Source organism: Flagellimonas chongwuensis, assembly GCF_013376415.1.
Taxonomy (GTDB): Bacteria; Bacteroidota; Bacteroidia; order Flavobacteriales; family Flavobacteriaceae; genus Flagellimonas; species Flagellimonas chongwuensis.
The window spans coordinates 1-15088 of the sequence record NZ_WYET01000004.1; the positions used below are offsets into that span (position 1 = coordinate 1).

Annotated in this window: 14 protein-coding genes; 4 read left to right on the plus strand and 10 right to left on the minus strand. The window is 39.4% G+C overall.

Translation table 11 applies throughout. The features are described 5' to 3' along the window. Window positions 1–131 precede the first annotated feature (131 nt). From GUA46_RS07100 to GUA46_RS07130, 7 genes are all read right to left on the minus strand, one after another. The gene (locus GUA46_RS07100) at window positions 132–497 is read right to left on the minus strand and encodes a hypothetical protein (RefSeq protein ID WP_176619898.1); all 366 of its coding nucleotides are present in this window, start codon (window positions 495–497) and stop codon (window positions 132–134) included. 3 nt (window positions 498–500) lie between these two features. Beyond that, entirely contained in the window at window positions 501–857 is a 357-nt protein-coding gene (locus tag GUA46_RS07105; RefSeq protein WP_176619899.1) for a hypothetical protein, read from the minus strand. A gap of 158 nt (window positions 858–1015) precedes the next feature. Then, window positions 1016–1405: a hypothetical protein gene (locus tag GUA46_RS07110; protein ID WP_176619900.1), complete on the minus strand. Its 390-nt coding sequence runs from the start codon at window positions 1403–1405 to the stop codon at window positions 1016–1018. Further along, on the minus strand, window positions 1398–1694 hold the full coding sequence (locus tag GUA46_RS07115) for a hypothetical protein (RefSeq protein ID WP_176619901.1): 297 nt from the start codon (window positions 1692–1694) through the stop codon (window positions 1398–1400). Before GUA46_RS07115 ends, GUA46_RS07110 begins: the two co-directional genes overlap by 8 nt. Window positions 1695–1832: 138 nt before the next feature. Continuing rightward, entirely contained in the window at window positions 1833–2948 is a 1116-nt protein-coding gene (locus GUA46_RS07120) for a tyrosine-type recombinase/integrase (protein WP_176619902.1), read from the minus strand. A 148-nt stretch (window positions 2949–3096) separates the two neighbouring features. Next, window positions 3097–4215, minus strand: a complete 1119-nt coding sequence (locus GUA46_RS07125) for a GNAT family N-acetyltransferase (RefSeq protein ID WP_176619903.1) — start codon at window positions 4213–4215, stop codon at window positions 3097–3099. A gap of 66 nt (window positions 4216–4281) precedes the next feature. Then, window positions 4282–5262 (minus strand): transporter, encoded by a 981-nt coding sequence (locus GUA46_RS07130; RefSeq protein WP_176619904.1) that lies wholly within the window; start codon window positions 5260–5262, stop codon window positions 4282–4284. Between the two features lie 87 nt (window positions 5263–5349). Between GUA46_RS07130 and GUA46_RS07135 the strand changes: the two genes are divergently transcribed. From GUA46_RS07135 to GUA46_RS07150, 4 genes are read left to right on the plus strand one after another with little or no spacing between them, the layout of a single operon-like run. Then, complete coding sequence (locus GUA46_RS07135) at window positions 5350–5610, plus strand: DUF4834 family protein (protein ID WP_108245132.1); 261 nt, start codon at window positions 5350–5352, stop codon at window positions 5608–5610. Between the two features lie 24 nt (window positions 5611–5634). Beyond that, entirely contained in the window at window positions 5635–8067 is a 2433-nt protein-coding gene (locus GUA46_RS07140) for a YfhO family protein (protein ID WP_176619905.1), read from the plus strand. Next, complete coding sequence (locus GUA46_RS07145; RefSeq protein WP_176619906.1) at window positions 8067–9335, plus strand: glycosyltransferase; 1269 nt, start codon at window positions 8067–8069, stop codon at window positions 9333–9335. The genes GUA46_RS07140 and GUA46_RS07145 overlap by 1 nt, the downstream gene beginning before the upstream one ends. After that, the gene (locus tag GUA46_RS07150; protein ID WP_176619907.1) at window positions 9335–10795 is read left to right on the plus strand and encodes an oligosaccharide flippase family protein; all 1461 of its coding nucleotides are present in this window, start codon (window positions 9335–9337) and stop codon (window positions 10793–10795) included. The genes GUA46_RS07145 and GUA46_RS07150 overlap by 1 nt, the downstream gene beginning before the upstream one ends. Before the next feature lie 51 nt (window positions 10796–10846). On the opposite strand, the gene GUA46_RS07155 is transcribed toward GUA46_RS07150, so the two are convergent. From GUA46_RS07155 to GUA46_RS07165, 3 genes are all read right to left on the minus strand, one after another. After that, the gene (locus GUA46_RS07155; RefSeq protein ID WP_176619908.1) at window positions 10847–12064 is read right to left on the minus strand and encodes a hypothetical protein; all 1218 of its coding nucleotides are present in this window, start codon (window positions 12062–12064) and stop codon (window positions 10847–10849) included. Window positions 12065–12178: 114 nt separating this feature from the next. After that, complete coding sequence (locus tag GUA46_RS07160) at window positions 12179–14116, minus strand: OmpA family protein (protein ID WP_176619909.1); 1938 nt, start codon at window positions 14114–14116, stop codon at window positions 12179–12181. A 10-nt stretch (window positions 14117–14126) separates the two neighbouring features. Further along, on the minus strand, window positions 14127–15083 hold the full coding sequence (locus GUA46_RS07165) for a PorP/SprF family type IX secretion system membrane protein (RefSeq protein WP_176619910.1): 957 nt from the start codon (window positions 15081–15083) through the stop codon (window positions 14127–14129). Between the last annotated feature and the right edge of the window lie 5 nt (window positions 15084–15088).

Sequence of the window (15088 nt, forward strand, 5' to 3'; positions counted from 1 at the left end):
GTATCGAACAAACTGTTGAAACAGGCATTTGCCATTGCAAAATCCGGAATACCTTACGATGAGAACCATATATCGAGATTGGCTTAAAAAGACTTGCTTTTTAACTCAGTTCTTTGTTGTGCACTGTTTTTTTATCGCATATGATATAAATAAATCGCAAAATTTAATATTCCGCTCATATCATTTTCGCTTATCGAATCGTATTTTTTGAGATAATCTAATTTCATTTTTTCAAACTTGTAATCTTCTAAATCTGCATAATTACTTTTTGATTTTTGAAAGTATATTGATTTAGTTCCCAAAGCTATTTCAGCATAAAGGTCATTTTTCAAGGCTCTTATATATTCTATTCGTTCTTGATTATAATTCCCAAGCTTGTAATATTTTAAACGTCTTTTTATTTTCTTTTCAGCTTCTTTTTTGTCCGAAAAGTCAAATTCATATGCTAAATCTGTAAAGCAAATCAAATCGTATGTCTGTTGAGTGGTTTGCTCCATTTATTATTTTCTTAATCCCATTTCCGTGTATGCGTGAAATTCACAAATCGCCATTTCAGTTAGCGTATTTTTATCACAATCTTTCCAAGTACATTTATGGTCAGTCGTTCCACGATGTTTTTTCAATAATTCTATTCTCAAATTTTGGTCATCATATTCAGTCCAATTGTCAGCCGATTCAAGTCGAACAAAAAACTGCTCTTGATATTTGTCCCATTCGTCAAGTCGCCAATATGAATTGTCCTTTTTATTCCGATATAATCTGTACCAATTCTTTTGGTCAATTAATTCAAATTCTGATTCAATAATTTTGAGAATATTTTTATCTGTGTAGTATATTTTGTCTTTTAGTTCGGTCATTTCTCAAATAGTGCACAACGGTCTCGTATAACCGCAGTTACGGGTTAATATGCGTTAATATTCGGGCTAGCACAGGCGTTAGCAATTCCGAGTGGATTGCTTCGCCAGTTCGCACTTCGTGCTCGTGTCGGACGCAGTCGAATCTGCCGTAATTGCGGTTATACATTGTTGTAGCACGTTTTTATTTTTCTTATCCAGTTATTTTTGTTTTCAATTATGTCAGTCGGCAATTCATTAATTTCATTCTGTTCAACTTTTTCCAAACAAGCTGAGAATATTGTTTCAGACTCACTAACATTTAGAATTTCATTTCGGTCAGGTTTTCCAAATTCCAATGTTATGAAAGATGACCAAATTCCAACACGATATTGGGATTCCATAATAAATTCCGCAAAACTTTGAATTCCGATTTCTTTAATTACTTCTTTTCCAAGTTCAACTATTGCTTTGTATTCGTGAGAGTCCGATAGGCTAAAATCAAATGGATGAATTCCCAGAAAATATAGATTTTTACATCCGAAAAGAAAGTCCGTTGCTTTACTATTCATCTGACCTAAATATTTTCGCAATAGCTTGATTCGGCTCCCAATTCCGTAAATCCGAAATTTCGCTTTCATTTATCGTTTCTATCATAATTCCTACATTAGGTTTGCCTTTAGCAACTCTCATTCCAGCATCGATTCCTTTTATTCTTCGTTCTAATATTTGTCCGTTAAAGTCAAATTTGATTAAATCTCCAGTCAGAAATTCGCCATCCAAAATATTTCCAGAGAAGACAATTCCTCTTCCAGTAATTCTGAAAGTATCGTGAATTTCATATGTTGCGATGTGTTTCATCAAATGTGCTACAACTTGTTTATATACTGAGCTTTATCCCTATTAGGTCGCCAAATTGGAAGGCTATGCTTAGGTTTTGGTAATATTCGTTCAGTATTGTTGCTTGTTTTATTTTCTTACATCGCAATATAACCATTATTATAGCTCATCGAATGGATTGCCAATATTCTGTATGCTATTCTCGGTAACATGGGTGTAGATCATGGTGGTTTTAGGACTGCTATGACCCAATAATTCCTGTATATAGCGGATATCCGTTCCATTTTCCAGCAAATGCGTTGCAAAGCTATGCCTAAGCGTATGCAACGTAACTTCCTTCTGAATACCAGCTTTTACAACTGCATTTCGTAAAACGCGCTGCGCACTGCTCGTACTGTATTTTTTAGAATTCTGCCCTTCAAACAGGTACACCTTCGGTTTAAAGTGCTTATAATACTCTTGGAGTAGGGTCAAAAAACTTTGGGATAACAGCGTATACCTATCCTTTTTCCCTTTTCCGCCCTTAATGTGTATCAGCATCCGTTGGCTATCAATATCGCTCACTTTCAGGTTAAGGGCCTCGCCAATACGTAAACCGCCAGAATAAATAAGTGCCAATAAGGTTTTGTGCTTAAGGTTATAAATTACCTCGATTAGCAGCCTCACTTCATCCTTGCTCAAAATTGTTGGGAGTTTTTTCTCCTTTTTCGGACGTACCAAGTCTAGGCTGCCAACATCCATATTTTTAAATGATAAATATTTCTTTATACCATTTATACATTGATTTTGATAGGATACCGATTTACCTTCACAAACAATAAACTCATAGTTGAACGATTCCACCAACCGCTTTGTATAGCATTTCGATTTTTTAAGGATGGAATAGCGTATAAAAAAACGGGTTAATTCCACATAGGTGTTTACGGTGTGGGGACTCAGCCTTTTTTCTTCAAGCCAACGCCGGAACCTTTTTAATTCTTCATGATGAAACGGGTCAGTGGCGGGTAAAGAGAGCCGTTTTTCCTTAACTGGTGCCTCAAATGGCTTGGGAGGCAGCTCGGAGTAGTCCACATAGCAATTTATCTTTCGTAGATGATGGAACAGAATACCTACGCTTGTGGCAGAATATTTCAAATAAAGATTTCCATCGTAAGGTCTTCTTTTTATGCCCTGCAAACCAAGAACGTGATTATGTATCACAGGATTGGGGTCAAAAAGGATTAAAATGATTTTTTCACCATGTAGCTCCCCCGGAATCAATTTTACGGTTTTCATCCATAGATGTTTTACGATAAAGGGGTTGCTGCACTATGGAAATCGATAATAAAGCTCAAATTACAAAATGATATGACATTCCACCAAACAATTTAAAGCCCTGCACAAATTCTTTAAAGCATCATCAAAGCCGAGAAAGGTGAGAGGCCTATAAATCCTTTACATAAGTACGCCTACGTTTAATGACCTTAGGGTCGAAATGTTTCCACATTTGGTGTATGGCAATATTGTCCTCCAACTCGGGTGTACGAATGCAGTTCACCACGCCCCGTTTTTTAAAAGTATGGTAGTACTCATTAAAAATAATGGAGGTCACCCCCTTATTTTGATATTTGGGATGTATGCCGATCAAATAGAAGATGGCATCCTTGCTATTCTTTCGAGCACTCAACAAATGGAAAATACCAAAAGGGAACAGCTTGCCGTTCGCTTTCTGCAAAGCCTCCGAAAAAGAGGGCATCACAATGGCAAAGGCCACTAGGTTATCCTCGGCGTCCACCACAAATTTGATGTATTCCGGATTGATGAAACTGATGTACTTTTTCTTGAAGTATTCCTTTTGGATGTCCGTAATCTTTACAAAGGAAGAGAGCTTGGCGTAGGAATCGTTAAAAAGGTCGAACATCTTGTCCACCCAAGGCATGATCTCCGAACTTTTTTCAAAGTTCAGTTCTCGGAGACCATATCGCTTTTTAATCAACAAGTTGGCCTTATAAAATAGTTTAGGGTCCGCATTCGCAGCCAAAAACTTGCTCTCGGTATATTTTTTTTCCACGGAAAATCCGTGTTTTTCGTAGTGTGATTGGTAGTATGGATGATTGTACCACGTGATCATACTTCCTATGTGATCAAAACCTTCGGTAAGCACCCCAACCTTATCCAAGTTGGAAAACCCTACGGGACCTTCCATATACTCGAGCTGATTTTCGTTGCCAATCTCTTGGACTTTGTCCAACAAAGCTTTGGAAACCTCAAAATCATCCACAAAATCGAACCAACCGAAGCGCATTTTTTTAAGGCCTTGTTCCTTTACTTCCAACCAATTGATGATGGCCGCTACGCGCCCCACGATTTTGTTGTCCCTGTACGCCAAAAAGAACTGCGCCTCCGCCGTTTTAAAAACAGGGTTTTCATCCTTATCAAAAGAAGCCATTTCATCTTTGATGATAGGGGGAACCCAATACGGGGAGTCCTTGTATAGCGAAAAAGGAAATTTTACAAAACGCTTAAGGTCTGATTTGGACTGAACCTGCTTAACGGATATCATACATGCAAATTAATGCCCAATATTATGAATATTACTTGCAGTAGAAAAATGAACTTGTCGGAAAACTTAAAAATCTATTCCGCCGCCATTTTTTTTGTTGCGCCTTTTTGATTTTTTGTTGGCATTTTTCTTGATTTCACCATTCATGCCCGATTGTTGTTCGTTAATGGGAATAAGCTCATCTTTATGGAAATCCAAGCGGTACGAGAATCCGAGCACAACGAAAATACGCGAAGGGTCGCTCTTAAAATTGGAGCCTAAATGAAAATCAGCCTGAAAATTTGGGTTGATCAAACGAGCCACACCGGTTCTAAGAATTATATCCGAATAGCGGTCCCCAGAAATCCCTTGACCCTCAAAAAATACGCTCCACCTAGGGTCGCGAAAAGCATGGGTCACCGAAAGTGCGTAGCGCCACTCCGGGAAATCGGTGGTAATGCGATCATAAGCAATATTGGAAATCAACACAAACCGAGGGGAAAGCCTGCTCTGTGTTTGGATGCCCCCACGATAGGAAATTGTAGGTTCCCCGGGGTAAAAAGGGTTGTCTCCCACCACAAAATTGGCTCCACCGTACAGCGATACGGCAGGAATCAAATTTTTCCACTGGAAGAGGTTGTTGGCCCTCCAACTATATAAATTGGGTTTGTTGCGTTCTGGATTACGATAAGGGTCATATACCAAATATTTTAAGCCCACACGGTTTCGGGTAAAATTGGTGAGCTTACCATCTATGCCCAAATCGGGGTAGGTGATGTTCTGAGTGATAAAGGAACCTTCGGCAATCACTTCCAGTTCTTCAAAAAGCAAACCGTACCTAAAAGCGTAATCGGCACCAAAAATATTGGAATCCGAATTAAGATCGGCATTATCCTGCTGCTCGTACAGCATCCCAATTTCGGCCTGTACCACATTTTTACCAACGGAATAGGCGCTGGCTGCCCTTCCGGGTCGGTTGGAGTTAATGACATCGGTATATTGGGCGAAAGTAAAGGTTGGGATTAGAACGAAAAGAAATAATAACTTTTTGATCATGGAAATGTCCATATAACTGGGTTTTTAATACTATTTTAAGATACGTTTGATGGGTTTACGAGACTAACAGTGTAAATTTGATTCAATAACGAAGGTTATATGGTTTTACTACAAACGATTTTAATTGTCATATTAGTATACTACGGGTTCAAATTCCTCTTAAAGTGGCTGGCCCCGAAGTTGTTGAATTATGCGGTTAAAAAGACAAGTGAGCGGTTTGGACAACAATTCGGAAACCCACAGGATTTTGATGGTCGACAACACCATGAAGGGGAGACCACCATTTCCAAAAAACCGCCGCGCAGGTCCAATCCCTCAAAAAAAGTTGGAGAATACATAGATTTTGAGGAAATTGATTAATATTTGCGCTATCAAAACCTATCCATGAACTTTTCTCCAAAAGCCATTATCACCCACATTTGTGTTATCGCTTTATTCATTCTTGCTTCGCTGGTGTACTTTTATCCAGTTTTGCAGGGAAAGGCCATTTTTCAATCGGACATTGCCCAATACAAGGGCATGGCCCAGGAACGTGATGCTTACAAGGATGTAACGGGTGAAGAGTCCTACTGGACCAACAGTGCTTTTGGCGGTATGCCCACCTATCAGTTGGGGGCCAACTATCCGCATAATTATGTAAAGGATTTGGACCGTTTGATTCGGTTTTTGCCCAGACCTGCGGATTACCTTTTTCTGTATTTGATAGGTTTCTACATATTGCTTTTATGTTTAAAAGTTGATTTTAGATTGGCGGCTCTCGGAGCGGTGGCATTCGGATTTTCCACCTACATGATAATTATTTTGGGCGTTGGTCACAATGCCAAGGCACATGCCTTGGGTTATATTCCCATGGTATTGGGTGGAATTGTGCTGGTTTTTCGTAAAAAATATATTTTAGGATTTATACTTACCGCATTGGCCATGGCTCTGGAAATTAGTGCCAATCACTACCAAATGACATATTATTTTATGCTTTTGGTTTTGGTGATGGGATTGGTCTACCTCATTTACGCCATAAAGGAAAAGGAGCTCAAACACTTTTTTATATCCGTGGGCGTGTTGATTTTGGCAGTGGTCCTTTCCATCTTTTCCAATGCTACCAGCCTAATGGCCACCAAGGAATATGCGGATTGGAGTACCCGTGGTAAATCCGAGCTCACCATAAACCCAGATGGGAGCGAAAAAGAGATTTCCACTGGATTGGACAAAGAATACATCACACAATATAGCTACGGGATTGCGGAATCTTTGAACCTATTTGCCCCTCGATTGTTCGGAGGTTCGGGCGGAGAAAATTTAGGGAAAGACTCCAAGGCCTACGAATATTTGACCAATCAAGGGCTTAGCCCGAGCAGGGCTATGGAATTTTCTAGCAGTTTGCCCTTGTATTGGGGAGACCAGCCCATTGTAGCGGCACCAGCTTACGTTGGGGCCATTATATTCTTCTTGTTTATTTTGGGTATATTTCTGGTTGATGGCAAAAAGAAATGGTGGCTACTATCAGGGGCTATATTATCATTATTACTTTCTTGGGGAAGAAACTTTCCGTTGCTTACCAATTTTATGATTGATTACTTCCCAATGTACAACAAGTTTAGGGCGGTATCTTCTATTCAAGTGGTGCTGGAACTTTGTTTGCCCGTTTTGGCAATGCTGGGAATTTGGGAATTGTTCAAATCTTCGGTTGATCAAAAGGAAAAATTGAATGCCCTAAAATGGAGCTTCTTCATATCATTGGGACTTGGTGTGGTTATTTTCTTTTTGAAAGGGTTCTTCGATTTTGAAGGTATGCGTGACGAAACCTATCGAGGGTACTTTGGTGATGATGTAATGACAATGATTCAACGTGATCGTGAAGCCGTCTACATCAACGATACCATCCGTTCTCTAGTTTACGTGGCTTTGGCTGCTGCAGCGCTTTGGTTCTTCATCAAAGAGAAAATCAATAAAAATATATTGGTGTTTGCCTTGGGCGCCCTGATTTTGTTTGATTTGGTAGGGGTGGACCTTCGGTATGTGAACGAGGACGATTTTGTACGTCAGCGTCAGGTGAACGAACCATTCCAAGCCAATCAGATTGACCAGATGATTCAGCAGGATGATTCTATCTACAGGGTGTTTGACCCTCAAGAAGGACTCAATGGGGCAAGGACTTCCTATTTCCATAAATCCGTTGGCGGGTATCATGCGGCAAAGCCCCGGGCACTTCAAAACCTGTTCGAATACCATTTGTATCAGAATAATCTTCAGGTAATGAATATGTTGAATGTTAAATATGTAATTCAGCAAGATGAAGAAGGGAACAGTTATCCTGCCGTTAATCCCGATGCCAATGGCAACGCATGGTTCGTAGACCAATTAGTACCTGTTTCCTCGGCCAATGAGGAAATCTTGAAACTGAAAGATTTCAATTCCAAGACCCAAGCGGTAGTTAATACCAAGGAATACCCTGAATTGACAAAACTCCGGTATTCGGTGGATTCTACGGCAACTATCGATTTGGTAGCGTATCGTCCCGATTATTTAAAATATCAATCCAGCAATCCCAATGATGGTTTTGCCGTATTCTCCGAGATGCATTATCCATCCGGTTGGAATGCCTTTATCGAAGGGAAACCACAAGAACACTACAAAGTGGATTATGCGCTTCGTGCGATTAAAGTGCCTGCTGGGCAGCACGAAATTGAATTCAAATTTGAACCAGAAGTAGTGGAAACAGGAAGCCAGATTACCTTGGCATCCAATATCCTTTTAGCATTGATTATCGTTGGTGGATTGGGCTTCACCCTGTTCCGCGGTAAAAAGGAAGAATCCTAATGCGCAAAATCTTGGTCATAGCGTACTATTGGCCTCCGGCAGGAGGACCAGGGGTACAACGTTGGCTCAAGTTTGTTAAATATTTACCCGATTTTGGTATTGAACCTATGGTTTATGTTCCCGAAAACCCCAGTTATCCCATTGTAGATGAAAAATTGTTGAAGGAAGTCCCCGCATCCATCAAAATTTTAAAACAACCGATTAAGGAACCCTATGGTTGGGCTTCGTTACTTTCGAAAAAGAAAACAAAAACAATCAGTTCTGGAATCATCAAAGAAAAAGACCCATCATTTATCGAGAAGGTGTTATTATGGATTCGTGGTAATCTTTTTATTCCTGATGCTCGGAAACTTTGGGTGAAGCCATCCATTTCTTATTTGGCAAAGGTTATTGCAGATGAGGGCATTGAAACCATCATTACAACAGGTCCTCCGCATAGTCTTCACTTGATTGGCCTTGGTCTTAAAAAGAAATACAACATTCAATGGATTGCTGATTTTAGGGACCCTTGGACATCTATAGGTTATCATAAAAAATTAAGGTTAACGGAATCATCGCAAGCGAAACATAAGGCTTTGGAAAAAGGTGTGCTGGTAAAAGCGGACAAAATTGTAGTAACAAGCCACACCACAAAAGCGGAATTTGAGGCCATAACGCCAAAACCAATAAAAGTAATTACCAATGGCTTTGATAATGATTTAAGACCAGTTCAATTGGATGCCAACTTTACCATTTCCCATATAGGTTCGTTATTGACAGGAAGAAACCCTTTGGGGTTATGGCAAGCGTTACAAGAATTGATTTCAGAAAATGAAAATTTCAAACATTCGCTAAGAATACAATTGGCCGGAGTAGTGGGGGAGGAAGTACTGCAATCCGTTAAAGATTTTGGTCTTACAAGTTATTTGGAACAATTGGGGTATCTCTCACACGATAAGGTTTTGGAAACCCAGCAGAAATCACAGTTACTTCTCTTATTAGAAATTGATTCCGAAGAGACCCAGGGCATCATTCCAGGGAAATTATTCGAGTACTTGAACGCTAAACGGCCTATTTTGGCCATTGGTCCAAAAGGCTGGGAGGCAGGCGCAATGGTGGAACGGCACCAAGCTGGAACTATGAGTTTGCATTCGGATATCGTGACTTTAAAAAATGTACTTTTGAATGCATTTCATCAATACGAAAAAGGTACATTGGTTTGCAACTCGGAAGGAGTGGAACAGTATCACAGAAAGGCACTAACGGAATCTTTGGCTAACTTTATCTAATGGGCGTTGTTCTAAAACAATCCATACGGAATACGGTGGTAACCTATCTGGGGTTCTTTTTTGGGGCCATCAATACGCTGTTTTTGTATACCAAGATTCTTCCCGACGAATACTATGGCCTTGTGACATTTATCTTGGCTTCGGGAGCTATTTTAATGCCATTGATGGCTTTTGGGGTACACAATACCTTGGTTAAATTTTACAGTAACCATCAAGAGGAGGAAAAGGATGGCTTCTTCACCTTAATGTTGTTGATACCTTTATTGGGCATTCTTCCTGTGGCGTTGGTAGGTTTACTATGGTACGACCCCATTGGCGACTGGGTATCGCAAGTTAACCCCATGGTGAAGGATTACCTTTGGTATGTGTTTTTTGTGGGATTGGCCATGGGCTATTTTGAGGTGTTTTATTCGTGGTGCCGGGTATTCCTTAAATCGGTTTTCGGAAACTTTATGAAGGAGGTTTTCGCACGGATAGGGGTTTCTATTTTGCTTATTCTTTTTTATTTTGATGTGATTACCTTGGACATTTTTTTTAAATGTTTAGTGGGGCTATACGTGTTGCGAACGGTTATCATCAAAATTTATGCATTCACGCTTCGAACTCCCAAACTTGATTTTAGGTTCCCCGCTTATTCCAAAGAAATTCTTTCCTATTCCTTTTTGATTATTCTGGGTGGTTCAGCTGCACTTATCCTTTTGGAGATTGACAAGGTAATGCTGAACCAATTTATCAGTATTGAGAATGTGGCGTATTATGGGGTATCGGTTTATATTGCAACAGTAATTATTGTGCCTTCCCGTGCAATGCACCAGATTACATATCCGCTTACTGCAGAACTCATGAACCTTGGTAATGTTGAAGGATTGGAGAAATTATACAAGAAAAGTTCGTTGACGCTATTTATTGCCTCTGGAATATTGTTCGTGCTTATTATTCTTAACCTGAACGACCTATATTTAATGTTGCCGGAGAATTACAGAAATGGCTTTACCATTGTGTTTTTGATCGGTATGGCTAAAGTAATGGATTCCATTTTGGGGAACATTAACTCTATCTTGTACAATTCAGATTACTATAAAACAGTCTTGGTATTTGGTGTTTGTTTGGCTGCTTTAACCATTCTCCTCAATTATTTGTTGATTCCAAGATTAGGATTGGAAGGGGCGGCCCTAGCGAGTTTTGTATCCATTTTTATATTCAATTTGGTGAAGGTTGCTTTTGTGAAGATGAAGTTTGGTATAATGCCGTTTACTTCGGCAACGTTCAAAGTTTTTGCCACATTGGTGCTATTGGCTGTTCTGTTTGACCTGTTGCAGTTTCAGTTTCACCCAATTGTCAATATTGGTTTAAAATCGCTACTTGTGGTGGTTATGTATGTAGGTATTTTGTACCGCTTCAATATCTCTGAAGATGTGACGGGTTTTCTGTCCAAATGGCTTAAAAAAAATACCCCGTAGCGAATAAATTCAACTACGGGGTAAACAACTAACCAACCTAAAAACTTATTTTTAATTATTTCTCCTAGAAGAACCTCTGGAACTACTTGTTCTTGCACTACTTTTTCTAGCGGAAGAACTTCTGCTCACACTTGGCCTAGAGCTACTCTTTCTACTTACAGAGCTTTTTCTTACGCTAGGGCTGGAACTTCTGGAAACTGCTTTTCTTGAAGAAGAGCTTCCCCTACTAACCGCAGACCTGTTTGTTGTTCTCGATGTTGTCTGAGGTTTTCTATAGGTACTCTGTGCAGAACGTTTTACAGTTCTGTTACTGGTACTAGGGGCCGCTTTTCTTGCATTTGAACTTCTATTGTTAGACGCTCTTGTCGCTTTATTGTTAGAAGCCGTTGCTCTATTGGATCTAGTAACATTGTTCGACTTTCTGTTTACATTGCTTCTAGAATCTCTAGTAGCTACTTTTTGTCTTTGAACAGTGTTACTTGAACGGTTTGCCGCTGCAGAGTTTCCTCTTCTGGTAGCATTATTGGATACTGTAGCGTTGCTTCTTCCATAATCGGCTCTTCTAACATTATTGTTTCTGACCGCAACTCTTCTATCATTTCTATAGATGTTTTCCCTTCTATAGGTATTATTGTTTCTATAAACCTTACCCAATCTGGCATAAGCACGTCTTGTGTTGTGTCTGTAAGGTGCATAATAGGTATATCTAATAGGTCTGTAATATCTTCTATAAGGTCTTGCATATACATTACAAAACCCAATTGCCGGTCTTGCAAAATATCTATGGAAAGGTCTGTACACATATCCTCTGTTGTAAATATTGATGTATCCTGTATAGTGACTAAAAACGCCGCCATTGTAGTAAACATGCAATCCACCGATTCTACGGACCCTACCATTATTATACCAGATATCCACGTTTCCGATTTGGGATACACGTCCGTAATAGTCATAATAAATAGGTGTGTTCTCTACTTGAATCACGGCTCCATAATCATCATACTGGACAAATGGATTATAGTTGTATCCTGAGTTGAAGGTGATTCCAACGTTTCCAATTTGTGCCCCGACACCTACATTTACCCTGTTGTCGATATAAAAATCGAACTCACCATCCGGGTATACGGAAAATGTAACACCATCTTCCACAAAAATGAAAGAGTTTCCATATCTGTTATCTGTGGTCGCAACCGCTGAATTGATTGTTTCTGCTTGAATACTTGGTATTCCAAAAACCACTGCTGCTATAATGAGTACTAACTTTTTCATACTACAAGGTTTTAAGTTCTAGATGCAACTATTTACATCCACCCTATATAAAGCAATCAGCGTGCCAAAAATATAACACGCTGATTATCAATAAAAAATTAAGTAGTTTAAAGCTTATTGTTGAATAATAAACATAGACCTTCGGTTTAATTGATGCTCCTCTACCGTACAATCCGCTCCATTTGTACAGTTATTGATCAACTGTGACTCCCCATAACCTCTAGAAGATAATCTATCTTGGTCAATACCTTTTTCTACGAGCCATTCAAGGGTTGATTTGGCCCTTCTTTCCGACAGTTGCAAATTGTAGTTGTCGTCTCCCCTGGAATCTGTATGGGATTCTATATGGATGTTCAATTGTGGATATTGCTTCATGGCCTGTAGTATTTTGGCCAATTCGACCTCAGCATCTGAACGTATATTGTGTTTGTCAAAGTCAAAATAGATAGGCTGAAGGTCTAATCTACATCCTAAATCGTTGACAGCACAATCGGGTGGAACAAGGGTTAGATCAACTTGTAAAGACATTGAACCTGCCGGTGTGTTTATCACTTTTTCCAATGGTTGATATTCTTTTTCATCATTGGATGCCCTTATTACATATTGATTTTCACAGGCTATGTTCTCTTCAAAAGCATAATTGCCATTCTGTTCGGTGATTTGTTGTGACACGATTTTATTGTCCTTGTCTATTAAGTACACTATTGAACCTTCCAACGGCTTTCCTGTTTTGGCATCGGTAACAGCACCATAAATTATAGGTTTACAGTTTTCTGAGACGATATAAATATCATCAAAACTACTACCGCCAATACCACCTCTGTTAGAGGATAAATAACCTATTTTTTCATCTTCTCGAACAATGAAACCAAAATCATCTTGATTTGAATTGATGGGCTGTCCTAAATTTTGAATGCTCCAATAGCCCATCCCATCATTAAAAGATGCCATGAAAATATCCAATCCGCCAAGTCCTACATGACCATCACTTGAAAAGAAGAGTTTATTTTTATCACTTATAAAAGGAAACGTTTCACGCTCTTGCGTGTTTATTTCCGGCCCCATGTTAACAGGTTTGCCATAGTTTCCATTATCCAGTATATCCACATACCAGATATCAGATTCACCCAAAGTACCCTCCATATTTGAGGAGAAGTATAGTTTTGTTTCCTCATTGTTAAGAGCGGGGTGGGCCGTTGAGTAGGAATCATCGTTAAAAGGAAGTTCCGTGACATTGCTCCATATACCATCATCCTTTTTGGTGGCTTTGTAAATTTTTAAGCTCACCAATCTTTTTTTTCCTCTTTTCTTTTTGCCGTTGATATAATTGTTTCGGGTAAAATAGACGGTATTACCATCTTTAGTGAATACAGGGGAGGATTCGTGGTACGGGGAGTTGATTTCTCCCTTTAGAGCCTGAATATTGGAAAGGTTTCCGTTCTCTCCGATTTCCGCTTCAAAAAGGTCCAAATAGGGGAGTCCGTTCCAGTCGTGCACTTTGTTCCCCTCAGTATTGATTGAAGATGACGCAAATACGATTTTATCACCATAAAAGGAGGGGCCAAAATCCGACCCGGACATATTCGGAGTAATGTTGGATACCTTAAATTTTTTGTTTTCGGAACTGCTCAGGTCTTCAAACGACTTCCAATTGTTTAATTGGTTTTGAGCCAAGTCCGAAGTGTTGGAAGACGCCTGAAATTTCTCCATCATAGCTTTGGATTCGTCGAATTTGCCCACACTTTTAAGCGTTTGTGCTGTTCTAAAATAATATTCGTTCTTTACTTCATCAGGATATTGCTCTATTAGTTTTACATACCATTTTGAAGCTTCGGCATATTCACTGTTAAAGTAATAGGTATCCCCTAATTTTTCAAATACTTGGGCGGAAGTGTAACCATCTTCGACCACCTTTAAATATATTTTTCTTGCATCTATATAATCATAGTTGAAAAAATCTTCATTTGCCTTTTTGATTTTGCTCTCTTGGGCAATACCCATTGGAACTATGCACAGGAGTAAAAAGATTTGAATGATATTTTTTTTGGTCATAGCTTTTGTATTAGAAGAATCTTGGGGTTACTACACGATCATTATTGAAGAGTTCAAATCGTAGGAAGACCTCATAAGACCCATTACTGAACTGTTCTATTTTGGTGGATTGATAATCGTACGCAAATCCAGCAAAGAAGTTGTTTGTGATTTGGAATCCTGCCAAGGCACTAATCGATGCGCTCCAACGATAGGATGCTCCCAGTGTAAATTTTTCATTGATCAAGAAATTCGCGGAAAGATCCCATTGCAAAGGTGCGCCGCTTACATATTTTACCAATGTTGCCGGTTTAAACTTTAGATTTTGGTTCAGGTCGAACACGCAGCCAGCTATTAAAAAGTAATGCAGACGTTCTACGGCGATATCATTGGCATCTACGTTTTGTAAATCGCTGTCATCAAAATGCTTGGAGTTCAAAAAATTGGGAACAGATATTCCTGCATAGAACTTTTCATTGTTCAGATAAACGCCAGCTCCAACCTGTGGTAAAATCGTATTGTTGATATTATTTTGAAAAAACTGGTCATTCTCTGCATAAATATTGAGTAAAGTATAGTCAATGTTCAATATGTCCAATCCAGCTTTTAAACCCATTGACAGTTTGGTATTCAGCCCCACGTTTACCCTATATGCATAGTCCACCACTACATTGGACTCTACTTGGGGGTCAATCCGATCATGTACTATGGAAAGTCCCAGACCCATGTTTTTATATAGTCCGATTGGGGAGTTTACGGTAAAGGTTGCCGTTTGTGGAGACCCCTCGAAACCTACCCATTGCGTTCTTCCCAATAGACCAAAGCTTAAGACTTCCCTTGAGCCTGCGTAGGCGGGGTTTACCACTTGGGTATTGTACATGTATTGGGTGTATTGTGGGTCTTGCTGTGCATTTATGCCAACTATAGCCGTAAGCAACATAAAAATGCAGACGTACCATTTAATTGATTTTTGTTCTAAATTTTTCATCTATG